Here is a 24,275-nt window from a genome sequence, read left to right as displayed (position 1 = left end):
ATAAAATAGAAAACATGAACATTAGAACAATTAAACATTATAGTGAATTGAATCAAGAGGAGCCGACGGTTTTAGTACTAGGCTACTTTGATGGGATTCATCTTGGGCACAAAGCTTTACTTGATCGAGCAAGGAAAGTAGCAGATGAGCAAGGTTTGATAGTAACTATTTTGACCTTTCCAGAGTCACCTCGGTTGGCTTTTTCTCGCTTTAGCCCAGAACTTTTACTGCATTTGACAAGCCAGGAACAGCGTCATCAGTTATTGGAGAAATATGGTGTAGATCAACTGGTAATGACGCCATTTACTAGCGAATTTGCCAGTAATACTCCAGAAGAATTTATTGAGCGGTATGTTAAGGGGTTGAATGCACAAGTCTTAGTTGCTGGATTTGATTATCATTTTGGGAATTGCAGAGCAGATGTCAAAGATTTGACAGAGCTATTTGATGGACAGGTAGAAATTGTAAGTGAAGTGAGCCTGGGCGGAGAGAAAGTTTCTTCAACTCGCATTCGTCAGGCTATCCAGTCAGGGGATGTCTCTCTAGCTAATCAACTTTTAGGTTATCCATTTATGACGGAGGGAATTGTTGTTCATGGAGATGCCAGAGGGCGCACTATTGGTTATCCGACTGCAAATCTGGCTCCTTTTGACCGTGTCCATTTACCATCTGAGGGAGTCTACGTCGCTGATGTCGAAGTAGATGGGAAACGCTATCGAGCTATGACAAGCGTTGGGAAAAATGTGACCTTTGATGGAACTGAGATGCGGATAGAAGCCCATATTTTTGGGTTTGACCGCTTTATCTACGGAGAAAAAATAACTATTTTTTGGCTTGAAAAAATTCGAGATATGGTCAAATTTGATGGGATTGAAGGTTTGATGGAGCAGATGAAATCTGATGAGGAATTTGCCTTGCAATGGGGAAAACATGCTTAAACGATTAATTCGTCATCCTTTTTATGAGAAGGCTATGACCTACATAGCTGTAGTCTATGTATTTCTTATCGTACTTGAATTAATGGATGCTAGTATTGCCAATTCTAGTGGCTATCGGGTACTGGATTGGCTCCTGTGGTTTATTTTTGTCTGCGATTATTTTGCTCAGCTTTATTATGCGGATGACATACTTGAATATGTACAGGGGCATATCTTGGAATTAATTGCCATTATTCCATTTGATTCATTCTTCAGTTTTCTTCGCTTGGGAAGACTTGCACGACTCTTCAGATTAGTCAAAGTAACGAGAATATTTGCCCTGTCTAATCGATTCTGGGATACAATCAACAAGCTTTTGCATACCAACAGTTTATCCAAGGTATTGATGCTAAATAGCTCAGCAGTGCTAGTTTCAAGTGTCTTATTATCAGTGATTGAAGGAAAATCATTCTTCGATGCACTTTGGTGGTCCATTGTAACGATGACAACTGTAGGGTATGGAGATATTGTCCCCCAAGATACGATTTCTAAAATTATAGCCATCCTCTTGATGTTGGTTGGTATTTGTACTTTTGGTATGGTTACCTCCACAATAACTCGTTTTTTCTCTGAAACAGAGCGAGAAACGAAGTTGGATACCTTGATGGCAAAAATTGATGAACAAAACGAAACATTATTACGCTTAGAGAAAAAAATAGAATCTTTAGAAAAATTAGGTGAATTACAGGGAAGAGATTAGATTTACTATTGAAAACTCTTTTAAGTTAGAGTATAATGATAAGAAGAAAAATGTTTTTAGAGGGGATGGAAGACATGATTACTTTATTTTTGTCACCGAGTTGTACCAGTTGTCGTAAAGCTCGTGCTTGGCTGACAAGCCACGAAGTCCCTTTTATTGAGCACAATATTATGACTAGCCCTCTAACTGCTGAGGAATTAAAGAACATTTTAGCATTGACAGAAAATGGGACAGATGACTTGATTTCTACCCGTTCAAAAGTTTTTCAGAAACTAGATATTGATGTTGATGAGCTTTCTGTGAAGCAGCTTATTGGGTTAATCGAAACCTATCCGAGTCTCTTACGGCGTCCGATTATTTTGGATGAGAAGCGGATGCAGATTGGTTTTAACGAAGATGAAATTCGTGCATTTCTTCCGCGGAAGTACCGCAAACAAGAACTAAAAAATGCTACATTGAGAGCAGAAATAGGATAAGAAAGATAAAAGATATGAACAAAAATTATTCATATCCACTTGATTTTTCGTGGAGCACAGAGGAGATTTCCTCCGTGCTTTCTTTTTTGAATCAGGTGGAGGCGGCTTATGAAAAAGGAGCAGATGCGGTAGCTATATTAGCTAGTTATAAAAGCTTTAAAGATGTTGTTAAAAGTAAGGGACAGGAACGTCAAATTGATCGTGACTTTGAAGCAGTTTCTGGTTATTCAACCTATCGAGTTGTTAAGGCTGCTCGAGATAAGGGGAAAGGAGTTATTCGTTTTGGAAACTAAGTATCACTTTGCCCAAACGATTGTCCTGGAGGCTGGAAATTTTCTCCGACAGCATCTACATGATGATCTTCAGATTGAAGAAAAGGGTGACTTTACAGACTTGGTAACGCACCTTGATAAACAAGTGCAAGAAATGCTGACTCAACAGATTCAATCTCGCTATCAAGGTGATGGGATTTTAGGTGAGGAAGGTGGAGACGTTTCTTCTATTCATGAGGGAAATGTTTGGGTTATTGATCCAATTGATGGCACCACAAATTTTATTGCTCAGAAAACTGATTTTGCCATTATGGTGGCTTATTTTGAAAATGGAGTAGGAAAGTTCGGTATCATTTATGATGTCATGCGAGACAAACTTTTCCATGGAGGAGATTCGTTCCCTGTTTATTGCAATCAAGAACGCTTAAAGAAACCAGAGCTGCGCCCTCTTCGCCAGAGTTTGATAGGAATCAATGCACAGTTGTATGCAGCCAATGCACATGGAGTGGCAGAATTAGCAAATCAAAGTTTAGGTACAAGATCTGTAGGAAGTGCTGGAATTGGTTTCGCCCACGTTCTGGAAGGAAGATTATTTGCCTATGCTTCTTATCTGTGTCCATGGGACTACGCAGCAGCCAGTATTATTGGTTCCTCTTTAGGTTTAGTCATGTTAAGTTTTGATGGTCCGAGTCTGGCCTATGATAAACGAGAGTTTGTCATGCTAGTATCAGAATCCCATCTTGAGGAAGTGAAGGGGTATATATTCTAATGCAATTGCCACAGGATTTTATAGATAAATATAATCATTTGCTTGGTAGTGAAGCCCAAGCATTTTTTGAGAGTTTCGAACAAGACCCAATCTCAGGATTTCGCACAAATCCTCTTAAAGAAAGCCAATTGGACTTTGAGCAACCAATCCCTAATATGACTTGGTCATACTATGGTAAGGTCTCAGGAAAGTCTCCAGAACATGTAACTGGCTTAGTCTACTCACAAGAGCCAGCTGCACAGGTTGTCGGTCAGATTGCAGCTCCGGAAAAAGGGATGAAAGTATTGGACTTGGCAGCAGCGCCGGGAGGAAAGTCTACTCACTTGCTTTCATACTTAGAAAATACAGGGCTCTTGGTTAGTAATGAAATTTCCAACAAACGAGCAAAAATCTTGGCTGAAAATATTGAGCGTTTCGGAGCGAGGAATGTTGTTGTAACAAATGAATCAGCAGACCGCTTGGAAAAGGTCTTTCCAGGATATTTCGATATGATTGTCCTAGATGCTCCCTGTTCAGGTGAAGGGATGTTTCGAAAAGACCCCGATGCGATTCAATATTGGTCCAAACATTATCCAGCACAATGTGCAAGCTTACAAAGAGAGATTTTAGAATCGGCCTTGAACATGTTGGCTCCAGATGGTCAATTGATTTATTCTACTTGCACTTGGGCACCAGAGGAAAATGAAGAAGTAGTGACTTGGCTCTTAGAACGATATGATTTGGAACTTATAGACATTCCTAAAATCAATGGAATGGTAGAAGGAATCGGCTATACAGAAGTTGTTCGTATGTATCCCCACCATTTTGCAGGAGAAGGTCAGTTCGTTGCCAAATTTAGATTTCTAGGGGAAGCCAGTCAGAAAAAATTAAAACCAGGAAAATCCAATTTGAATAGAGAACAGCAAGCTCTCTGGAAAGAATTTGAACAGAAGCATTTAAGGGTTCAAGTGAATGGTTTACTGCAGGTTTTTGGCGACAATCTCTATTTACTGCCACACGGCCTTCCTGATTTATCAAAAGTAAAGATTGCTCGAAATGGCCTTCACTTGGGGACGTTTAAGAAAAAAAGATTTGAACCAAGTTTTGCTTTAGGTCTAGCACTCCATAGTTCGGAGGTTAAAAATCGAGTGGAAATCAGCTTAGAAGAATTCTCGTCCTATACTGCTGGGCATACAATAGTTGTGTCCAAGGATTTAGCTAATGGCTGGTATCAGGTAGCAGTTCAGGGGAACGGTCTTGGTTTCGCAAAAATTGTATCTGGAACGCTTAAAAATGGCTTTCCAAAAGGGTTGAGATTTTAAAATAAATCAGCAAATTTTTTTTGCAACTTGTCTTTTTATATGATATAGTGGATGAGTGGAAATATCTTGTAAATTCTATGTAAAATACAGAGTTAATTTTAGGAGATTCCACTGAAAAATGTAAAGGAAAAAACGAAATGAAAAAAAAGCAGAAGCTTGGAATTGCAGCTTTGTTTCTTTTGAGTAGTATGGCTCTTTCTGGTTGTTCTTCTTGGATCGATCGAGGAGAGTCTATTACAGCCGTAGGTTCGACAGCGCTTCAACCACTTGTTGAGGCAGCAGCAGATGAATTTGGTAGTGTCAATATCGGTAAATCCATCAACGTTCAGGGTGGAGGATCAGGTACTGGCTTGTCACAAGTTCAGTCTGGAGCTGTTCAGATTGGTAACTCTGACGTATTTGCTGAGGAAAAAGATGGTATTGATGCAAGTAAACTTGTTGACCATCAAGTAGCAGTAGCTGGTTTGGCCGTTATTGTAAATGAGCAAGTATCGGTTAAAGATATTACTACAGAAGATCTGCGTAAAATTTTTACTGGTGAGATTACCAACTGGAAAGAACTGGGTGGTAAGGATTTGGAAATTTCAATCATTAACCGTGCAGCTAGTTCAGGTTCACGTGCGACCTTTGATAGTGTTATCATGGATGGACAAACCGCAGCTCAGAGTCAAGAACAAGATTCTAACGGTATGGTAAAATCTATTGTTGCTCAGACACCAGGTGCAATTTCCTACCTATCATTTGCTTATATAGATGATTCCGTTAAAACAATTAAGCTAAACGGTTTTGAACCAACTGCTGAAAATGTAGCAACAAATGATTGGCCAATTTGGTCCTATGAGCATATGTATACGATGGGAAAAGCGACTGATTTGACAGAAGAATTTTTAGATTACATGATGTCAGATGAAGTTCAAAATGGTATCGTTGAAAGTATGGGGTACATTTCTATCAACGATATGAAAGTTGTGAAAAGTGCTGATGGCACGGTGACTGAGAAGGAGTAAGCATGAAAAACGAACAACTAGCAAAAGAGTTATCGTCTCCATCTAAAAATTCTCGATTAGAGAAGTTTGGTAAGGTAATTACATTCCTTTGTCTATCATTGATTGTCTTTATTGTTGCAATGATTTTGATTTTCGTTGCGCAGCGTGGATTATCAACTTTCTTTGTTGACGGTGTGAGCATCACTGATTTCTTATTTGGAAGCAAGTGGGAACCAAGCTCGAAAATATTTGGTGCCCTGCCAATGATTTCAGGTTCTTTCATTGTTACGATTCTGTCAGCTGTTGTTGCGACACCTATCGCAATCGGTGCAGCAGTCTTCATGACAGAAATATCACCAAAACGTGGTGCAAAAATCTTACAACCTGTTATCGAACTTTTGGTTGGTATTCCATCGGTTGTATATGGTTTCATTGGTTTGCAAGTAGTTGTACCATTTGTACGTTCAATTTTCGGTGGAACAGGTTTTGGTATCTTGTCGGGTGTATTTGTACTTTTCGTTATGATTTTGCCAACAGTAACCTTTATGACGGTTGACAGTTTGCGTGCAGTACCTCGTCACTACCGCGAAGCAAGTTTGGCTATGGGAGCCACTCGCTGGCAGACAATTTGGCGTGTTATTTTGAACGCAGCTAAGCCAGGTATTTTTACGGCTGTTATCTTTGGTATGGCGCGTGCCTTTGGTGAAGCCTTGGCGATTCAGATGGTAGTGGGGAACTCTGCAGTTATCCCGACTTCCTTGACAACGCCAGCAGCGACTTTGACTTCTGTTTTGACAATGGGTATTGGTAATACGGTTATGGGAACTGTTCAGAACAACGTCCTATGGTCCTTGGCCCTAGTCTTGCTCTTGATGAGCCTTATCTTTAACATGATTATGAAATTTATTACGAGAGAGGGTAAGAAAAACTATGCACGCTAAAAAATTTGATAAATTGGCGACTGGTATTCTTTACTCAATCGCTGGTGTGATTGTCGTTATCTTGACGTCACTGATTCTTTACATCTTGCTACGTGGTCTGCCACATGTAAGTTGGGATTTTTTGACAAGTAAATCTTCATCTTACAAAGCTGGTGGTGGTATTGGAATTCAGCTCTACAACTCATTCTTCCTATTGGTTGTAACGCTCTTAATTTCTGTTCCCTTGTCAACCGGGGCAGGTATTTATTTGGCTGAATATGCTAAAAAAGGTCCATTGACGAACTTTATCCGTACCTGTATTGAGATTTTGTCATCCCTACCGTCCGTTGTCGTTGGTTTGTTTGGTTACTTGATTTTCGTTGTTCAGTTTGAGTACGGTTTTTCTATCTTATCAGGTGCCTTGGCTCTTACAGTCTTCAACTTACCACAGATGACGCGTAACGTAGAGGACAGCCTTCGTCATGTTCACCATACACAACGTGAAGCAGGATTGGCTCTTGGTTTATCACGTTGGGAAACTGTTCTCCATGTTGTTATTCCAGAAGCACTTCCAGGGATTGTAACAGGTATCGTCTTGGCATCTGGTCGTATCTTCGGTGAGGCAGCAGCTCTTATCTACACGGCTGGTCAGTCAGCTCCAGCTCTTGACTGGTCAAACTGGAATCCATTGAGTGTTACTAGTCCGATTTCTATCTTCCGTCAATCAGAAACCCTTGCGGTTCATATCTGGAAGGTAAACAGCGAAGGGACAATCCCAGATGCAACCCAAGTTTCTGCTGGTTCAGCAGCTATTCTCTTGGTTTTCATCTTGATTTTCAACCTTTCTGCACGATATATCGGTAAGAAACTTCATGCGAAAATGACTTCAGCAGCCTAGAAGTCTGACTTATAAGGAGAAAAAATGGCAGATTACAACTGGAATGAACGCCATATCATTACTTTTCCAGAGGAGAATATCGCCCTTTCGACAAAAGATGTTCATGTTTACTATGGTAAAAATGAAGCGATCAAGGGCATTGATATGCAGTTCGAAAAAAATAAAATTACAGCCTTGATTGGACCATCAGGGTGTGGGAAATCAACCTATCTTCGCAGTCTTAATCGTATGAATGATACTATTGATATTGCTAAGGTAACCGGTCAAATTCTTTATGAAGGAATCGATATCAACAGACCAGATATGAACGTTTACGAAATTCGTAAGCATATCGGAATGGTATTCCAACGTCCCAACCCATTTGCAAAATCTATTTATCGTAACATCACATTCGCACATGAACGTGCAGGCTTGAAAGATAAGCAGGTTTTGGATGAGATTGTTGAAACTTCTCTGAAACAAGCAGCCCTTTGGGATCAGGTAAAAGATGACTTGCACAAGTCAGCCTTTACCTTATCAGGTGGACAGCAACAGCGTTTGTGTATTGCACGAGCTATCTCTGTAAAACCACAAATCTTGCTTATGGATGAGCCTGCATCAGCCTTGGACCCGATTGCGACTATGCAGTTAGAAGAAACTATGTTTGAATTGAAGAAGGACTACACCATTATCATTGTTACGCACAATATGCAACAAGCAGCTCGTGCAAGTGATTACACAGCTTTCTTCTATCTGGGTGACTTGATTGAATATGATAAGACAGCAAACGTCTTCCAGAATGCAAAACTCAAGTCAACTAGTGACTACGTTTCAGGACATTTTGGATAGAAAGGGAACAAATGACATCACCTATTTTACAAGTAAAAGATTTGTCTGTTTACTATAACAAGAAAAAAGCCTTGAATAATGTGTCAATCGATTTCTATCCAAATGAAATTACTGCTTTGATTGGACCATCTGGTTCTGGTAAGTCAACCCTCTTGCGTTCTATTAACCGTATGGGAGATTTAAACCCAGAGGTAACATTGACAGGTGCGATTGATTACAACGGAAAAAACATATACAGTCCTCGTACGGATACTGTTGATCTTCGTAAGGAAATCGGTATGGTCTTCCAACAACCAAACCCATTCCCTATGTCTATCTACGAGAATGTCGTTTATGGTTTACGTATTAACGGTATCAAGGACAAGCAGGTCTTGGACGAAGCAGTTGAGCGTTCCTTGATTGGTGCTTCTATTTGGAATGAAGTGAAAGATCGCTTGCATGACTCGGCAGTTGGACTTTCAGGTGGTCAGCAGCAACGTGTATGTGTGGCCCGCGTATTGGCGACAAGCCCAAAAATTATTTTGTTGGATGAGCCAACTTCAGCCCTTGACCCAATCTCGGCTGGTAAAATTGAGGACACACTTTATGGTCTGAAAGATAAGTATACAATGGTGCTAGTAACACGTTCTATGCAACAGGCATCACGTATTTCAGATCGAACAGGTTTCTTCCTTGATGGCGATTTGATAGAATACAATTTGACAAAAGAAATGTTCATGAACCCTGCAAACAAAGAGACAGAAGATTATATTACAGGTAAGTTTGGTTAGGCCTGTTAAAAAGAAAAGAGGTTTATATGTTAAGAGCGCAGTTTGAAGAAGAATTAGGAAAACTTCACAATCAATTTTACGCGATGGGAAATGAAGTTTTGGCTCAAATTAATAATGCTGTTCGTGCCTTTACAACTCATGATCGTGAATTGGCTAAAGAAGTGATCGAAGCCGATAAAAAAATCAATGATTTTGAAATTAAACTCGAAAAGAAATCTTTAGAGATTATTGCTTTGCAACAACCAGTTTCTACAGATTTACGTCGAGTAATCACTGTCTTGAAAGCAACAAGTGACTTAGAACGTATGGGAGACCACGCAGTTTCGATCGCAAAAGCTGCTATTCGTATGAAGGGAGAAGTTCGCATCCCAGTAGTTGAAGAAGAAATCAAGAAAATGGGACGTGAAGTTCGTCAATTAGTAGAAGAAACATTGGAACTTTACTTAGGTGATGCTGACATGGAGCGCGCTTATGAAGTAGCAGCACGTGATGAGGTTGTCAATGAATTCTATTCAACTATTCAAGAATTGACAACGGAAGAAATCAAGAAGAATCCAGAATCCTTGGTTGCTGGTCGCGACTATTACCAAGTGTTAACCTACTTGGAACGTGTCGGTGATTATGCTAAAAATATTTGTGAGTGGGTTGTTTATCTACGCACAGGTGATATTACAGAGTTGTAATTCAGAAGTCCGAGAGGGCTTCTTTTTGTGTAATGGACTTTTATAAAAAATGCTGAATTTCTTTAGCTTGTTTTAAGTTTTCAATACTATACTATTATCATCAGGTAAAGAGGAGTTATTTAACGGGTCTCATTCTGATAATATTCTATTGAAAAGGGGAATTTCATGTCATTTATTAATCAATTTAAGTCACAGTCAAAAACAGTACTAGCTGCTGTTGCTATTTCAGCTGCTACCTTGGGCTTTGCAGGGGGAATGAGTATTTCTAAAAGCTCAGCAGGAGTTTCAACACAAAGTCAGGCAAGTTTGGCGCAAAATAATTCTGCAGCAACGAATGGACAGGTAGCCGCATCTGCGAATACCCAAGGTATGCCACCAGGACAGGGTGGAGCACCTCAAGGTATGCCACCAGGTCAAGGAGGCCCTAGCCAAGGTACAACCCCTCCTGATGCAACAAGTGGAGCAACCCAGTCAAACTCGAGTACTTCTTCTGATGAAGTGAATGCTTTAAAAAAGAGGAATCAAGAAATTAAATCTCAAATTTCAGGAGATAGTAGTTCTTCTAATCAATAAATATTGAGATTTCGATTTTTACTTATTCCATGATATAATGAACTCGTATCAATAAATAGTTAGATAAAGACTACCTTATCATTCATTTTTCAGATGGTCATAGTAGTACTTTATCTAACCATTTCTCTTAAAGACCGTGACCTGTCCCAGGTCTTTGGTTTATTTATTAAACCGAAATGTAAGGAAGTGTATGATGATTAAAATATTGTTAGTGGAAGATGATTTAAGTCTATCAAATTCTGTTTTCGATTTCTTAGATGATTTTGCAGATGTTATGCAGGTTTTTGATGGTGAGGAGGGCGTTTATGAGGCGGAAACAGGCGTTTATGATTTGATTCTTTTGGATTTGATGTTGCCTGACAAAGATGGCTTTCAAGTCTTGAAAGAGTTACGTGAAAAGGGGGTTACGACACCAGTTCTGATTACCACAGCCAAGGAAAGTCTAGAGGATAAAGGTCATGGTTTTGAATTGGGAGCTGATGACTACTTGACAAAACCGTTTTATTTAGAAGAATTGAAGATGCGAATTCAAGCTCTATTAAAACGAGCGGGCAAGTTTAATGAAAATACACTAACCTTTGGAGATGTGACAGTTGACCTATCTACAAATATGACGATGGTAAATGGCGAAGAAGTTGAACTGCTAGGAAAAGAATTTGACCTACTAGTTTATTTCTTGCAAAACCAAAATGTTATTTTGCCAAAAACACAAATTTTTGACCGTATTTGGGGCTTTGACAGTGATACTACAATTTCAGTAGTAGAAGTATATGTTTCTAAAATTAGGAAAAAGTTGAAAGGAACGACTTTTGGGGAAAATCTTCAAACCCTGCGTAGTGTCGGATACATTCTAAAAAATGCCTAAGCGATTTAAAAAATTAATGTACACGGATAAATTTTCTTTCTTTATCCGTTATTTTGCAGTATTTACTCTGATTTTTGGTTTAATGACAGCCATCATTTTTCAATTAATGCGTTCAACTATGTACCAAAATTCAGATAACACCTTGAAACGCATTAAGAAAGAACCAGCGCTGGCTGTTGGTTTTGCAATCGCAAGAACCTATGAGCCCAATTCTGTATTTATCCTTCAAGATAGTCCAACTGGTGAAGAAACTACGAGCTCTAGTTCAGATAGCATGTCTGTTCCTAAAAATCAAAAAAATACTAGAGCTGGAGATCAGCTGAGATTAGGTGCCAATACTCATGTTTTACTCTATAGTAAAAGCGGAGAGATGATTAATCCAGATACTTTTACTGGTTTGGCCGACCTATCATTAGACAAGGAAAAATTGGGTGAAATTAAGGAAACTACGGTTGAATCAAGTTTTGGTATGTCTGAAGATTATCGCTATATAACGATTGGGCTGGCTACAGATGAACTAGGTTATTATTCGTCCTATGATATAAAATATGCGACAATTTTGGTGAATGTCAGCCAAATTAAATCTTCCATTGAGAGCTATGAATCGACAGTTGCTATTGTTATGGTATCAGCTTGGTTGATTTCTATACTAGCAAGTATTTACCTATCGAATATTAGCATGCGTCCAATCCTAATCAGTTATCAAAAACAAAAAGACTTTGTTGAAAATGCTAGTCATGAGTTACGCACACCGTTGGCAGTTCTTCAAAATCGCCTGGAAAGTCTATTTCGTCATCCCGAGACAACTATTTTGGAAAGTAGTGAAAGTATCGGATCTAGTTTGGAAGAAGTGCGAAATATGCGACTATTGACAACAAATTTACTTAATTTAGCTCGTCGTGATGATGGCTTAAAAGTCGATATGATCGATGTCCAACCGAACTATTTTGATGAAATCTTTGCTAATTACCTTATGATTGCCGAAGAGAATGGAAAAATACTAGCAGTTAATAATTTGATTCATCAGCCGATTCGAACAGATAAGGTCCTGATTAAACAGTTGCTTACCATTTTATTTGACAATGCCATGAAGTATACCGATGATGATGGGACAATTCAAATAGCAGCTAATATCAAGGACAAACTAGTTTGTTTTACAGTTATTGACAATGGTTTGGGAATCAGCGATGCCGATAAAAAGAAAATCTTTGATCGCTTTTACCGAGTTGACAAGGCTAGAACACGTCAAAAAGGTGGATTTGGTTTAGGTTTATCTTTAGCTCAACAAATTATTAAGAATTTAGATGGTGAGATTTCTGTGAGAGATAACCAACCGAAAGGAACTATTTTTGAGGTACGTTTACCCAAATAACTAACCATTCATCAAGATTAGAGGCTGGGTAAAAAGTCCAGCCTTTCTTCTCAAAGTTCGCTCTATTTCCAACTTCCAACTGTCTCCCAGATAGTTTTGTAGCGAACTCTGTTCGCTCTATCTCCAGCCTCCAAAGGTTCGGGGAACCTTTGGAGCTATACGGGGGTGGGAGGTCAAACAGTCAGAGTAGTGACTGTTTGAGTGAGGAAATAAAACAAACGAAGTTTATGTCAAAATAGTCCAGTGGAGTGAAACAGTTCGGGGAACTGTTTCAGCTGGTCACCTAAAAATAAGAAAGTGACCATAGAAAATCGAACCTAAATGTTTGGAAGTTCGGGGAACTCTTTTTCGATCTATTGAATTCTTTCCACTCCCTTTTTGTTTTGTGTAGTTTGTCAGATGCCTCCTAATTATGTTATACTTAAACAAGAATGGGGGTAAATATGAGGAAAGTTTCTCGTGGCATTTTAACAATATTATTATCGGCGACAGTCCTTTCTGCTTGTTCAGGAGGAGGGAAAAATTTAAGTGAACGTTTGGAAGCAGCTAAAATTGAATTTTCTAAAGAAAAAAAGCAACTAGAAGCAGAATTAACAGCATTAAAAGAAGAGGTTCAAGGAAATTTTTACTACCAACAATTGGATACTGATAAGGAACGTCGTGTCTATCTCCAATTTGTTAATGGACTCAGCAAGCGGATGCAAGTGATCGATATTGATTCTGTTAATGATGAAATATATTCGCGCGTCTATTTTTCTGTCGCCCATGATTATCCAGAATTTTACTGGCTAACAGATGAAGCAGCAATGGCTGGTGGAATTGATATATTGGATTTAGAAGAGCCGGTGTATCCGAGTGATTTATCTCCGACACAAAATAAAATAGAAGATGAAGTGAATAAGATACTTGCTCAGACACCAAAAGGGTCGGACTATGAGAAGGTTAAATATTTTTACGAGGTGATTATAAAGCAAACGGATTACGACCTTGAAGCCCTGCAGACTAAATCTGTCACGTGGAGAAGTCAAGGAATTACCAGCGTGCTATTAGATAAGAAATCGGTTTGTGCCGGCTATAGTCGCACCTTCCAATATCTATGTAAAAAAGCAGGCATTGATTGTATTTATGTTACAGGGATTGCAAAAAATGGGCAAAACGGTGAGTTTGGGCATGCTTGGAATCTGGTCAAGATAAATGGACAATACTATGGTGTTGATACGACTTGGGGAGACCCAGTTTTTGATCAAGCTATAAGTGGAGAAGCGCATACAGATATTTCATACGATTATCTATGTGTCCCTGATGAAATCTTAGAGAGAAGTAGAATTGCTGATACCGACCTCCTCGACTACTGGGGAGAAGAACAATATTACGAACCTAGAGCATTGACCTATCCAAAGTGCACAGATAATTCATTGAATTACTATGTTCAAAAGGGAATCTATTTCACAAGCTTTGATGAAGCTGCAGTTTTACAGTCCATCACTGATCAGCGACTACAAGGTACGGATAAAGTAGTCTTGCAATTTGGAACAGCAGAAGCAATGCAACAAATGATTACATTGGCCTCTACTGAAAATAATGCTATTTTTCAGGCTTTGGGCGATGTAGGAGAGTATCAGTACTATTATAATGATCAAACCTATACATTTGAACTGGCAGATTGGTTCTAACGAATTAGTTTGAATCACAAGGAACATGCTCTTCCCTAATAATAAAAAAATAGGGAGCGAGGAAGACATCCATGATGACTCCGCCTCACCCACAGAATAATGAAAACGAACATAAAGCCCTCACTAGGTGTATAATCTTAGTGAGGGCTTTGTGGTTGACGAGTTAATGATGTTATTCATCGAGGGAAAAATTGATCCACTTTGTTCCGCATCCTTATGATGGAAAAAATAAAAAAAAGGAAACCCAAAGGTTTCTTTTTTAATTAAGCAAGTTTTGATGCAAGACGTGCTTTATCGCGGCTTGCTTTGTTTTTGTGAATCAAACCTTTAGTTTCTGCTTTATCGATTGCTGAACTAGCAGCACGGAAAAGCTCTTCAGATGGGTTAGCTTCAAATGCTTTGATTGCAGTACGCATAGCTGATTTTTGTGCTGAGTTTTTCTCGTTTTGTTTAACGTTCAATTCAGCGCGTTTGATAGCTGACTTAATGTTTGCCAATGGTTTCACCTCCACCCTTTCTTGTACTAACTATACCATTATATCTGAAAAGAGTATTTTTGACAAGTGAAATTTATTTTTTTAGATAAATTTTATCAATCTCATGGTTTTCGGCCTTATGAAGAATAATATCAGCACGGTTTCTGGTTGGTTCAATGAATTTTTCTAAGTTAGCTAGATTAATGTTTTTCCAAGTATTCTGGGCAATAGATAGAATCTCAGGGTACGTCATCTGGGTAAAACGATGGTAATAGTTGTTAGGGTCATTTTTTGCCAATGTTAACAATTTTTGGAATCGCTCCAAGTACCAGGTTTCAATATGTTCCACATCAGCGTCAACGTATATAGACAAATCAAAATAATCACTGACATAGAGGCGCTGGTTTTGTGGATTTTGAAATACATTGATTCCCTCAACAATCAAGAAATCTGGAGACTTAATCTCCTGAGTTTTGTTGGGGACAATATCATAGATTTCATGTGAATAGACAGGAATTTGGCAGTCGTAGCCGTTTTTTATCTTATCAAGGAAATCAATCAATTTCTCCATGTCATAGGACTCAGGAAACCCCTTTTTATTTAACAGTTGCCGTTCTTCTAAAACCGCATTTGGATGGAGAAATCCATCCGTTGTCACTAATTCAACCTTGGCGTGTTTAAATGTCCGAGCGATAAGAATTTGCAGCAATCTACTAGTTGTTGATTTGCCGACAGCAACACTTCCAGAAACGCCAATGATAAACGGTTGAGGCTTGATAGTTTTCTGTAGAAATAAACTCTTCGTAAAATTTAGGTCTTTGCGTGCTTTCCGATAGATATGGATAAGATTAACCAAAGGAAGATAGATGTCAGAAACCTCATGTAATTGGATGCGGTCGTTAAAACTTTTAATAGAATTTAGTTCGCTTTGACTAAGTGGAATGGTAGTCTTACGATGTAGTTGTTGCCAAGTGGCTCGGTCAATTTGTTCAAAATTTAAAAATTCATTTTTCATACATAATTCTTCCTATAGGTAAGCGTTTCAATATCGATTTCATTTTATCATATTTTTCATGTAAGAAAAACTCTTGAAAACGTTTTTAGGAAATGTTATAATAAGTACATGTCCAATATGTATTACGAAAAAAATCCTACAATAGCACATGATATTCATGAAATCCACGTAAACTTACTAGACACCCCAATGTCTTTCATGACAGATGCAGGTGTTTTTAGCAAGAAGATGGTTGATTATGGTAGTCAAGTGCTTTTAAAAACCCTTTATTTTGAAAAAGGGGCATCAGTGTTGGATGTTGGCTGTGGTTATGGACCAATTGGTTTGACACTTGCTAAGGTGTTTAGCACCAAGACAACACTGATTGATATTAATAGCAGAGCTTTGGATTTAGCTACAAAAAATGCAGAGAGGAATGGTGTTATCGCTAAAATTTATCAATCCAATATCTACGAAAACGTGGACGAAACATTCAATCATATTGTTTCAAATCCACCTATTCGAGCCGGAAAATCGGTTGTACATGAAGTAATTGCTGGGGCCTTTCAACGCTTAGAGGCACACGGAACCTTGTCCATTGTCATTCAAAAGAAACAAGGTGCTCCGAGTGCTAAAGCTAAGATGGAGGAGGTGTTCGGCAACTGCCAGATTATAAAGAAAGATAAGGGTTACTACATCCTTGAAAGTGTGAAAGAATGAGAGCAGTTGATTTAATTCAAAAAAAGCGTGATGGCTTAGAACTATCGTCTGAAGAAATCAAATGGTTGATTGATGGATATGTAGCTGGGACAGTACCGGATTATCAAATGTCAGCCTTGGCGATGGCGATTTATTTTAAAGGGATGTCAACACGTGAGATTTCTGATTTGACAATGTCCATGGTTGCAACGGGTGAACAGATTGATTTGTCTGCAATCCCAGGCATCAAGGTAGATAAGCATTCTACAGGTGGTGTCGGAGATAAGGTTACACTCATCTTAGCGCCATTGGTAGCAAGTTTCGATATTCCAGTTGCAAAGATGAGTGGTCGTGGGCTTGGTCATACTGGTGGAACCTTGGATAAGTTAGAGTCAATCAAAGGATACCAGATTGAAGTTAGCCAAGCAGATTTCATCAAGCAAGTTCAAGATACTGGTGTTGCAGTTATTGGTCAGTCAGATAATCTTGTCAAAGCTGATAAACTACTCTACGCCCTTCGTGACGTGACAGCAACCGTTGACATTATTCCGCTGATTGCCAGCTCGGTAATGTCTAAGAAAATTGCCGCAGGTGCGGATGCGATTCTTCTAGATGTAACAGTGGGAGAAGGCGCCTTCATGAAGACCGTTGAAGAAGCACGGGTTCTAGCTCAAACCATGGTGGATCTTGGGAAGGCGGTTGGGCGTAAGACAGTTGCAGTTTTGACTGACATGTCTCAACCAGTTGGAACTTCGATTGGAAATCGTTTGGAAATTTTAGAGGCTATTGAAATTTTACAGGGTAAAGGTCGAGAAGATGTTACCGAATTTATCTGTGAACTAGCCCAAATTATGTTGGGGCTTGCTAATGTTGAGAAAAGCATTGAAGAAGTACGCCAGCATATTGACAATGGTGCAGCATTGAAGAAATTTGAAGAGATGGTCCGTGCTCAAGGTGGTGACTTAGAAGATTTATATCGCCCAGTTCAGGTTACACAGCAAGTTCCAGTTCTTGCGGAAGAGGATGGCTATATTGTGGGGCTTCCTGCTTTGGAATTTGGTCTCTTTGCAATGAAACTTGGTGCAGGTCGTGCAGTCAAGACTGACAATTTAGATTATGAAACAGGTATTGTTTTCCATAAGAAAGTGGGGGAAGCTGTTTCTAAAGGCGAGCAAATCGCAACGATTTATGCCAATGAAAATATTTCGGAAAACATGCTTACAAATTTCCAAAAAAATGTTAAAATAGATAAAGAAAGTGTAAAAACGAAAGAAATCATCGAGATTATTTCTTAATGTACGGAGAAAGCTATGAAATTGAATAAATATATTGACCACACAATCTTGAAACCTGAGACAACACAAGAGCAGGTTGAAAAAATTTTAGCAGAAGCAAAAGAATATGATTTTGCAAGTGTCTGTGTTAACCCAACTTGGGTTGCTTTAGCAGCTGAAAGCTTGAAAGATAGTGATGTAAAAGTTTGTACGGTTATTGGTTTCCCTCTCGGAGCAAACACACCTGCTGTAAAAGCATTCGAAACAAAAGACGCAATTTCAAATGGAGCAGATGAGATTGACATGGTTATCAATATCGGTGCTCTGAAAACTGGAAATTACGATTTGGTTTTGGAGGATATTAAAGCTGTTGTAGAAGCAAGTGGTGATAAACTAGTCAAAGTTATCATCGAAGCATGTCTCCTTACTGACGATGAGAAAGTGAAGGCTTGTCAATTATCTCAAGAAGCTGGTGCGGACTATGTTAAAACATCTACAGGATTTTCTACAGGTGGTGCTACAGTAGCGGATGTTGCCTTGATGAGAAAAACAGTAGGTCCTGACATGGGAGTGAAGGCTTCTGGCGGTGCACGTTCGTATGAAGATGCTATTGCTTTTATCGAAGCAGGAGCGTCTCGTATTGGTGCGTCATCAGGCGTGGCAATCATGAATGGAGCACAGGCGGATGGAGACTATTGATTTAATTGAATTAGCTGTAAAAAACAGTCAAAAAGCATACGTACCGTACTCAAAGTTTCCAGTTAGTGCAGTTCTTGTAGCTAAGACTGGGGAAATATTTACAGGTGTAAACATTGAAAATGCAAGTTTTGGTTTGACCAATTGCGCTGAAAGGACAGCTATTTTCAAGGCCATTTCTGAAGGTGTGAAAGATTTTTCTGAAATCGTAATTTATGGTAAAACAGAAAAACCAATATCTCCTTGTGGAGCTTGTCGCCAAGTTATGGCAGAATTTTTTGATAAGGATTTAAAAGTGACCTTGGTCGCTAAAGATAAATCGACAGTCGAGACGACAGTCGGGGAATTACTACCATATTCCTTTACAGACTTAACATAGTCTGTATGGCAGTCATTTGACTGTAGCAATATTACTATGCAACAATTTAGTTGCAAAAAGATTTTTAGGAGGGTTCAGAAATGAACAAGAAACTTGTAGGACTTGGTCTAGCAGCTGTTGCGGCTGTATCTTTGGCTGCATGTGGTAACCGTGCTTCAAAAAGCAGTAGCTCAGAAGCATCTTCATCAGCGGACACATCTGTGAAAGCTGCTATCGTTACTGACATTGGTGGTGTTGATGACCGTTCATTTAACCAATCTGCTTGGGAAGGTCTTCAAGAGTGGGGTAAAGCAGCTAGTCTTTCCAAAGGTAATGGCTACGATTACTTCCAATCAGCTAGTGAATCAGATTATATCACAAACCTTGATTCAGCTGTTGCTGGTGGTTACAATCTTGTGTTCGGTATTGGTTTTGCCTTGGAGAGTGCGATTGCTGAGGTTGCACCAAATAATCCTAATACACACTATGTAATCGTGGATAGTGTTGTTCCAGATCAAGACAATGTAGTTAGCGTAGGTTTCGCAGACCATGAAGCATCATATCTTGCTGGTGTTGCTGCAGCTAAATCAACTAAAACAAATCACGTAGGTTTCATCGGTGGTATGGAAGGTGTTATCATCGATCGCTTTGAAGCTGGTTTCGTTGCTGGTGCTAAGTCTGTAAACAAAGACATCAAGATTACAGTTGACTATGCAGGTTCATTTGGTGATGCTGCCAAAGGTCAAACTCTTGCAGCTGCTCAATATGCTGCAGGTGCAGATGTTATCTTCCACGCTTCTGGTGGTACTGGTAACGGTGTATTTGCTGCTGCTAAAGCAGAAAACGAAACTCGTAATGAAGCAGATAAAGTTTGGGTAATCGGTGTTGACCGTGACCAATCAGCAGAAGGTACATACACTTCTAAAGATGGTAAGTCTTCTAACTTTGTATTGGCTTCAACATTGAAACAAGTTGGTACTTCAGTTAAAGATATTGCAACTAAGGCAGCTGCAGGTGATTTCCCTGGCGGTAAAGTACTTCAATTCTCATTGAAAGATAAAGGTGTTGAATTGGCGGAAACTAACCTTTCAGAAGATGCTTCTAAAGCAGTTGCAGATGCTAAACAAGCAATTTTGGATGGCAAAGTAGAAGTTCCTGAAAAACCTTAATGAATTTCTTTTTGACAATTCCGATTCGGCGACCCGACGGGGCGCCGTTTTCGGGCTGAGATTTTTCTCAGTAAAGCCTATCAGCTATGGTAGGTTTTACTGACAAAAATGGTATAGTTGATGAAGAGTTTTAAAGTGCTCAAAGTAGTACTGAAGAATTTTCAGAAGGCTATAGTCAGAAAGGATAATAGATTATGACTAAGGATTATGTCATTGAAATGCGCAATATCACTAAGATATTTGGTGAATTTGTAGCAAATGACCACATCAATTTGAATGTCAGACGTGGTGAAATCCATGCCCTTCTTGGTGAGAATGGTGCGGGTAAATCTACTCTGATGAACATGCTTGCTGGCTTGTTGGAACCTACAAGCGGTGAAATTGTTATCAACGGTCAATCCGTGAAGATTGACTCTCCATCCAAAGCTGCCCAATTGGGTATTGGTATGGTGCACCAACATTTTATGTTGGTTGATGCTTTCACAGTTGCCGAGAATATCATTCTTGGTTCTGAAACTACCAAAGGTGGCGTGATTGACCTTAAAAAAGCTATCGCAGAAATAAAAGAACTTTCTGCTAAGTATGGTCTTGAAGTTGATCCAACTGCAAAGGTTGCAGATATTTCTGTGGGTGCACAGCAACGTGTAGAAATCCTTAAAACACTTTACCGTGGAGCCGACCTTTTAATTTTTGATGAGCCGACAGCTGTATTGACCCCTGCGGAAATTGCAGAGCTCTTGAAAATTATGAAAGCCTTGGTTGAAGAAGGTAAATCTATTATTTTGATTACGCACAAATTGGATGAAATTCGTGCAGTTGCCGATAGTGTAACAGTTATTCGTCGAGGTAAATCAATCGAAACAGTTGCCGTTGAAGGAGCAACAAACCAAGATTTGGCTGAGTGGATGGTTGGACGTTCCGTTTCCTTTAAAACAGAGAAAGTTGAAGCAAATCCTAAAGAAGTCATTTTATCAATTAAGGATTTGGTTGTCAATGAAAACCGTGGTATTCCAGCAGTTAAGGGCTTGTCGCTTGATGTTCGAGCAGGTGAGGTTGTTGGTATTGCCGGTATCGACGGAAACGGTCAAAGTGAGTTGATTCAGGCAATCACTGGCTTACGTAAGGTAAAATCTGGCTCAATCACTATCAAAGGTGAGGAGGTAGTTGGTAAAACTCCACGTAAAATTACAGAAATGCAAGTGAGCCACGTTCCCGAAGATCGCCATCGCGATGGACTCGTTCTTCCGATGACTGTTGCTGAGAACTTTGCGCTTCAAACTTACTATAAAGAACCGATTTCAAAAAATGGTATCTTGAACTATAATATCATTAATGAAAAAGCACGCGCGTTAATGGAAGAATTTGACGTTCGTGGGGCGAGTGAACTCGTTCCAATCAAGGCTCTTTCAGGTGGTAACCAGCAAAAAGCTATCATCGCGCGTGAAATCGATCGCAACCCAGACCTTTTTATTGTTAGCCAACCAACACGCGGTTTGGACGTTGGTGCTATTGAGTATATTCGTAAGCGTCTCATTGCAGAACGTGATAAGGGTAAGGCTGTTCTTGTTGTCAGCTTCGAATTGGATGAAATTTTGGATGTATCAGATAGAATTGCTGTTATCCATGATGGTGTCATCCATGGTATTGTTGAACCTGCTAAGACCAATAAACAAGAGTTAGGTGTCTTGATGGCAGGTGGACATATTGAGAAGGGAGAAGAACATGCTTAATAAATATAAGAATTTGGCCCTTCCATTAATGGCTGTGGTCAGTGGTATCCTACTTGGAGCGATTGTCATGCTTGTTTTTGGCTACGATCCAATTTGGGGCTATGAAGAGTTATTCTATTCAGCTTTTGGTAATATCAAATCAATTGGTGAAATTTTCCGTGCAATGGCACCACTTGTTTTCACTGCTCTCGGTTTCGCAGTAGCTAGTCGTGCAGGTTTCTTCAACGTTGGTTTGTCTGGTCAGGCCTATGTTGGTTGGGTTTTTGCTGGATGGTTTGCCTTGGCGAATCCTGACTTACCACGTCCAGTTTTGATTTTGGGAACAGTCTTGATTGCTATGTTGGCAGGCGGTATTGCTGGAGCTATTCCAGGTATTCTACGTGCCTATTTGGGAACAAGTGAAGTTATCGTTACGATTATGATGAACTACATCTTACTCTATTCATGTAATTATATCATTCGTGATGTATTTGCAGATAGTTTGATGAAGAATACAGACTCGACAGTTAACGTGTCAGCAAATGCGTCTTACCAAACAGAGTGGCTCCGTGCATTGACAGATAACTCACGTATGAATATTGGTATTTTCTTTGCCATTATTGCAGTTTTTGTGATTTGGTTCTTATTGACCAAAACGACTCTTGGTTTTGAGATTCGCTCAGTGGGGCTTAACCCAACAGCATCGGATTATGCGGGTATGTCTGCGAAACGTACAATTATTCTATCTATGATTATTTCAGGTGCTCTTGCGGGTCTTGGGGGAGCTATCCAAGGTTTGGGGACTTTCCAAAACGTTTACATTCAAAGCGGTAACTTGGATATTGGTTTTAATGGTATGTCAGTAGCGCTTTTAGCTTCTAATTCACCGTTAGGTATTCCATTAGCTGCCTTTCTATTCGGTGTTCTTTCTGTCGGTGCCCCAGGTATGGTACGTGCACAGATTCCACCTGAATTGATCAACGTTGTTACTGCATCAATCATTTTCTTTATCGGTGTGAAATTTATTTTTGAACAATTATTAAAATCTAGAAATAAAGCGAAAGGAGCGAAATAAGATGAATGTTTCAATTCTTGCCTTACTCATTTCGCAAATGTTGATTTATTCAGCACCCTTAATCTTTACCAGTCTTGGAGGAGTTTTCTCTGAACGCGGTGGTATTGTAAACGTTGGTCTAGAAGGAATCATGGTTATCGGTGCCTTTGCTGGTGTTGTTTTCAATATCGAATTTGCAGGGACATTTGGTAATGCTACTCCATTATTAGCTGTTATTGTAGGAGGTCTTGCTGGTGTTATCTTTGCCGCTATTCATGCGATGGCGACGATTAATTTCCGTGCAGACCACGTTGTCTCAGGTACGGTGTTGAACCTTTTGGCTCCAGCATTGGGAGTTTTCCTAGTCAAGGTTATCTATAATAAGGGTCAAACTGATAGTATTACTGAATCATTTGGTAAATTTTCATTCCCTATCTTGGCAGATATTCCCATCATTGGTGAAATTTTCTTCAAAAATACAAGCTTGATGGGTTATGTAGCTATTGCAACAGCATTTCTTGCTTGGTTCATCCTTTATAAAACCAAGTTCGGTTTGCGCCTTCGCTCAGTAGGTGAACATCCGCAGGCAGCGGATACTTTGGGAATCAATGTCTACGCTATGCGTTATGCAGGTGTGTTGATTGCTGGTTTCCTTGGTGGTGTTGGTGGAGCTGTAAGTGCTCAATCAGTGAATATCAACTTCTCTGCAACAACAATCGTAGGTTCGGGTTTCATCGCTCTAGCAGCTGTAATTTTCGGTAAGTGGAATCCAATTGGCGCTATGCTTGCCAGTCTATTCTTCGGTCTTTCGCAAAGTTTGGCAGTAGTGGGTGGACAATTACCAGGATTGAAAGATATTCCAACGGTTTATCTCCAAATTGCACCATATTTGATTACTGTTATTGCCCTGTCTGCTTTCTTTGGTAAAGCAGTCGCTCCTAAAGCAGACGGTATCAACTATATCAAATCTAAATAAAAAGGTCCAGTGGACCTTTTTATCATGTTCTTTGCTGTATAGGAAATGAATAATTGTCCTATTCAAAGGAAGAGGAGTTATAGGGACTTTTGGTTGAGAATAGGCAGAATGACTGGTATAATAGTTTGTCACTAAGGTATGAAATGAGGTTAATTGTGAGACGATTGGTGTTAAATATTGCAATGAGTTTAGATGGATTTATTGCACGTAAGGATGGAAGCTACGATTGGATTGAAGGACATGGTACCGATAAATACGATACGGTCTTACAGTTTGATAATCAAAATTTCTTTAACAACTGTGATACAGTTGTAATGGGGAGAAAATCATTAGAAGTTTGTCCGTTGGAAATGATTGATGGACATCAGGAAAAGCAATTTATCGTTGCGAGTCATACTGAGCAGACGGACTATGGTAATGTGCGTTTCGTAAGGGACGTCATCGGGGAGATTATGGAACTTCGCTCTCAAGAAGGTGGAGATATTTGGTTGTTTGGTGGAGCAAGTCTGGTTCAGGACTGTTTAGAGGCGGGAGTGATTGATCACCTTATTATCGGGATTATTCCTACTATTTTGGGTGACGGTATTCCACTTTTCGCCTCACTTTTGGAAGAAAAGAAATTGCTCTTGGTAGAGTCAACCGTCACAGATGGAATTGCTATGTTACGTTATGATATTAGAAGTCATAACCACCCGTGAAAACGGGTGGCTTGTACACCGGCTATAAGCCGTTTCTCTCCAGCGACGTCTAAAGACGTTCGCTGAACTTCGTTCAGGTTAGTGCTATAATTACTTGACTAATGCCCGT

27 protein-coding genes are annotated in these 24,275 nt (G+C 39.5%); 25 read left to right on the top strand and 2 right to left on the bottom strand.

Annotated elements, in window-relative coordinates; all coding sequences use genetic code 11:
* Positions 1 to 14: 14 nt before the first annotated feature.
* From ODU39_RS08355 to ODU39_RS08280, 16 genes are all read left to right on the top strand, one after another.
* A complete protein-coding gene (locus ODU39_RS08355; RefSeq protein ID WP_105106216.1) occupies positions 15 to 938 on the top strand; it encodes a bifunctional riboflavin kinase/FAD synthetase in 924 nt (307 codons plus the stop codon).
* Positions 931 to 1,677 (top strand): potassium channel family protein, encoded by a 747-nt coding sequence (locus tag ODU39_RS08350; protein WP_105120995.1) that lies wholly within the window; start codon positions 931 to 933, stop codon positions 1,675 to 1,677. Before ODU39_RS08355 ends, ODU39_RS08350 begins: the two co-directional genes overlap by 8 nt.
* A 74-nt stretch (positions 1,678 to 1,751) precedes the next feature.
* The gene (locus tag ODU39_RS08345; protein ID WP_009909989.1) at positions 1,752 to 2,153 is read left to right on the top strand and encodes a Spx/MgsR family RNA polymerase-binding regulatory protein; all 402 of its coding nucleotides are present in this window, start codon (positions 1,752 to 1,754) and stop codon (positions 2,151 to 2,153) included.
* 14 nt (positions 2,154 to 2,167) lie between these two features.
* Positions 2,168 to 2,446 (top strand): UPF0223 family protein, encoded by a 279-nt coding sequence (locus tag ODU39_RS08340; RefSeq protein ID WP_024379624.1) that lies wholly within the window; start codon positions 2,168 to 2,170, stop codon positions 2,444 to 2,446.
* Entirely contained in the window at positions 2,436 to 3,194 is a 759-nt protein-coding gene (locus ODU39_RS08335) for an inositol monophosphatase family protein (RefSeq protein WP_105256882.1), read from the top strand. Before ODU39_RS08340 ends, ODU39_RS08335 begins: the two co-directional genes overlap by 11 nt.
* The gene (locus tag ODU39_RS08330; protein ID WP_398580219.1) at positions 3,194 to 4,495 is read left to right on the top strand and encodes an RsmF rRNA methyltransferase first C-terminal domain-containing protein; all 1,302 of its coding nucleotides are present in this window, start codon (positions 3,194 to 3,196) and stop codon (positions 4,493 to 4,495) included. The genes ODU39_RS08335 and ODU39_RS08330 overlap by 1 nt, the downstream gene beginning before the upstream one ends.
* A 137-nt stretch (positions 4,496 to 4,632) precedes the next feature.
* Entirely contained in the window at positions 4,633 to 5,502 is an 870-nt protein-coding gene (locus ODU39_RS08325) for a phosphate ABC transporter substrate-binding protein PstS family protein (protein ID WP_024385295.1), read from the top strand.
* A 2-nt stretch (positions 5,503 to 5,504) separates the two neighbouring features.
* Entirely contained in the window at positions 5,505 to 6,422 is a 918-nt protein-coding gene (pstC, locus tag ODU39_RS08320) for a phosphate ABC transporter permease subunit PstC (protein ID WP_002937619.1), read from the top strand.
* Complete coding sequence (gene pstA, locus ODU39_RS08315) at positions 6,412 to 7,299, top strand: phosphate ABC transporter permease PstA (protein WP_014635996.1); 888 nt, start codon at positions 6,412 to 6,414, stop codon at positions 7,297 to 7,299. Before pstC ends, pstA begins: the two co-directional genes overlap by 11 nt.
* A gap of 24 nt (positions 7,300 to 7,323) precedes the next feature.
* Positions 7,324 to 8,127, top strand: a complete 804-nt coding sequence (pstB, locus tag ODU39_RS08310) for a phosphate ABC transporter ATP-binding protein PstB (RefSeq protein WP_105148219.1) — start codon at positions 7,324 to 7,326, stop codon at positions 8,125 to 8,127.
* A gap of 11 nt (positions 8,128 to 8,138) precedes the next feature.
* A complete protein-coding gene (pstB, locus tag ODU39_RS08305; RefSeq protein WP_024385294.1) occupies positions 8,139 to 8,897 on the top strand; it encodes a phosphate ABC transporter ATP-binding protein PstB in 759 nt (252 codons plus the stop codon).
* Positions 8,898 to 8,923: 26 nt separating this feature from the next.
* Positions 8,924 to 9,580 (top strand): phosphate signaling complex protein PhoU, encoded by a 657-nt coding sequence (gene phoU / locus ODU39_RS08300; RefSeq protein WP_398580218.1) that lies wholly within the window; start codon positions 8,924 to 8,926, stop codon positions 9,578 to 9,580.
* 165 nt (positions 9,581 to 9,745) lie between these two features.
* Positions 9,746 to 10,153 carry a hypothetical protein gene (locus ODU39_RS08295; protein ID WP_247214296.1) on the top strand — a complete coding sequence of 136 codons (408 nt, stop codon included), beginning with the start codon at positions 9,746 to 9,748 and terminating at the stop codon, positions 10,151 to 10,153.
* Between the two features lie 193 nt (positions 10,154 to 10,346).
* Complete coding sequence (locus ODU39_RS08290) at positions 10,347 to 11,018, top strand: response regulator transcription factor (protein WP_024400692.1); 672 nt, start codon at positions 10,347 to 10,349, stop codon at positions 11,016 to 11,018.
* Complete coding sequence (locus tag ODU39_RS08285) at positions 11,011 to 12,390, top strand: sensor histidine kinase (protein ID WP_398580217.1); 1,380 nt, start codon at positions 11,011 to 11,013, stop codon at positions 12,388 to 12,390. The genes ODU39_RS08290 and ODU39_RS08285 overlap by 8 nt, the downstream gene beginning before the upstream one ends.
* A gap of 443 nt (positions 12,391 to 12,833) precedes the next feature.
* Positions 12,834 to 14,063, top strand: coding sequence for a transglutaminase domain-containing protein (locus ODU39_RS08280; protein ID WP_398580216.1), 1,230 nt, complete (start codon positions 12,834 to 12,836; stop codon positions 14,061 to 14,063).
* Between the two features lie 263 nt (positions 14,064 to 14,326).
* Here ODU39_RS08280 and rpsT read toward each other — a convergent pair whose 3' ends face one another.
* A complete protein-coding gene (gene rpsT / locus ODU39_RS08275) occupies positions 14,327 to 14,575 on the bottom strand; it encodes a 30S ribosomal protein S20 (protein ID WP_012027069.1) in 249 nt (82 codons plus the stop codon).
* Positions 14,576 to 14,633: 58 nt separating this feature from the next.
* Positions 14,634 to 15,554, bottom strand: a complete 921-nt coding sequence (coaA, locus tag ODU39_RS08270) for a type I pantothenate kinase (protein ID WP_002935283.1) — start codon at positions 15,552 to 15,554, stop codon at positions 14,634 to 14,636.
* Between the two features lie 108 nt (positions 15,555 to 15,662).
* On the opposite strand from coaA, the gene ODU39_RS08265 reads away from it, so the two are divergent.
* The 9 genes from ODU39_RS08265 (at position 15,663) to ODU39_RS08225 (ending at position 24,166) form a co-directional block, all read left to right on the top strand.
* The gene (locus ODU39_RS08265; RefSeq protein ID WP_024405804.1) at positions 15,663 to 16,253 is read left to right on the top strand and encodes a class I SAM-dependent methyltransferase; all 591 of its coding nucleotides are present in this window, start codon (positions 15,663 to 15,665) and stop codon (positions 16,251 to 16,253) included.
* Positions 16,250 to 17,527 carry a pyrimidine-nucleoside phosphorylase gene (locus ODU39_RS08260; RefSeq protein WP_012027066.1) on the top strand — a complete coding sequence of 426 codons (1,278 nt, stop codon included), beginning with the start codon at positions 16,250 to 16,252 and terminating at the stop codon, positions 17,525 to 17,527. Before ODU39_RS08265 ends, ODU39_RS08260 begins: the two co-directional genes overlap by 4 nt.
* 15 nt (positions 17,528 to 17,542) lie before the next feature.
* Positions 17,543 to 18,205, top strand: a complete 663-nt coding sequence (deoC, locus tag ODU39_RS08255; protein WP_024418109.1) for a deoxyribose-phosphate aldolase — start codon at positions 17,543 to 17,545, stop codon at positions 18,203 to 18,205.
* Positions 18,192 to 18,581 (top strand): cytidine deaminase, encoded by a 390-nt coding sequence (locus tag ODU39_RS08250; RefSeq protein WP_024415456.1) that lies wholly within the window; start codon positions 18,192 to 18,194, stop codon positions 18,579 to 18,581. Before deoC ends, ODU39_RS08250 begins: the two co-directional genes overlap by 14 nt.
* 80 nt (positions 18,582 to 18,661) lie before the next feature.
* Complete coding sequence (locus ODU39_RS08245; RefSeq protein ID WP_044758722.1) at positions 18,662 to 19,729, top strand: BMP family protein; 1,068 nt, start codon at positions 18,662 to 18,664, stop codon at positions 19,727 to 19,729.
* A 194-nt stretch (positions 19,730 to 19,923) separates the two neighbouring features.
* Positions 19,924 to 21,459 carry an ABC transporter ATP-binding protein gene (locus ODU39_RS08240; RefSeq protein ID WP_024387432.1) on the top strand — a complete coding sequence of 512 codons (1,536 nt, stop codon included), beginning with the start codon at positions 19,924 to 19,926 and terminating at the stop codon, positions 21,457 to 21,459.
* A complete protein-coding gene (locus tag ODU39_RS08235) occupies positions 21,452 to 22,513 on the top strand; it encodes an ABC transporter permease (protein WP_002935270.1) in 1,062 nt (353 codons plus the stop codon). Before ODU39_RS08240 ends, ODU39_RS08235 begins: the two co-directional genes overlap by 8 nt.
* Position 22,514: 1 nt before the next feature.
* A complete protein-coding gene (locus ODU39_RS08230; RefSeq protein ID WP_002940834.1) occupies positions 22,515 to 23,468 on the top strand; it encodes an ABC transporter permease in 954 nt (317 codons plus the stop codon).
* A 155-nt stretch (positions 23,469 to 23,623) separates the two neighbouring features.
* Positions 23,624 to 24,166, top strand: a complete 543-nt coding sequence (locus ODU39_RS08225; protein WP_398580215.1) for a dihydrofolate reductase family protein — start codon at positions 23,624 to 23,626, stop codon at positions 24,164 to 24,166.
* The last annotated feature ends 109 nt before the right edge of the window (positions 24,167 to 24,275 follow it).

Source organism: Streptococcus sp. 2021WUSS126 (assembly GCF_044427255.1).
Lineage (GTDB): Bacteria > Bacillota > Bacilli > Lactobacillales > Streptococcaceae > Streptococcus > Streptococcus hashimotonensis.
Note: the sequence above shows the minus strand (reverse complement) of the source record. Positions and strands in the feature narration are given on the sequence as shown.